The following is a 660-nucleotide window of genomic DNA, read 5'->3' as shown; positions in this document are numbered from 1 at the left end:
AGGAATTAACGGCGCTTAAACAAACCACCCAAAATCTTCATGCCCATTCCGGCTACGTCGTCAACGATGCTGCCATCGCCATCTTTGTCGAGGAATGAAGAAACCAATCCCATCATCGGGTCTTTGTCTTTGCGTCCACCAACAGTGCCAGAGAGAAGACTCATCAAGCCACCTACATCGAGGCCGCTTTGGCGCTTCTGCTGGCCAAGTGTACCCATAACGAGCGGTGCGAGCATGCTCATCAGATTTCCTGTATTGCCGGAAGAAAGGCCACTCATTTTGCTGATCATGTCGATAGCACCACCTTGGCGATCGCCTAGCAAGTGCTTCAGGATGCCGCCACCATTGAGCATTTTTGAGTGCTCAGGTTTTGCGTTTTGACCGCTGAGCATACCCATTACATCGTCGAGGATGCTACCATCGTGATCGTTTTCAAGTGCGTTGTTGAGTGACTGTGCACCATCCTCTGTGGATGCATTTTTTGCTAATGCGCCCATCAAAGTGGACATGATGCCAGAAGCTGCTGCAGCAGTTTGTTCTTTGTCAGCGCCGCCCATTTGTTGGCTTAGCATATCGAGCATTCCGTCGGATAGTTGACCATTCAAGAGGTCCATTAAATCTGCCATGTATTCAAGTTTAAAATTGAGAAAAATAAACAGT

1 protein-coding gene is annotated in these 660 nt (G+C 48.5%); it reads right to left on the bottom strand.

The annotated features are described in order from the left end of the window. Positions 1–5 precede the first annotated feature (5 nt). The coding region (locus GY683_RS05150; protein ID WP_297287725.1) for a DUF937 domain-containing protein at positions 6–660 on the bottom strand (655 nt) is incomplete at its 5' end.

This window comes from Moraxella sp. (assembly GCF_024227015.1).
GTDB lineage: Bacteria > Pseudomonadota > Gammaproteobacteria > Pseudomonadales > Moraxellaceae > Moraxella.
Note: the sequence above shows the minus strand (reverse complement) of the source record. Positions and strands in the feature narration are given on the sequence as shown.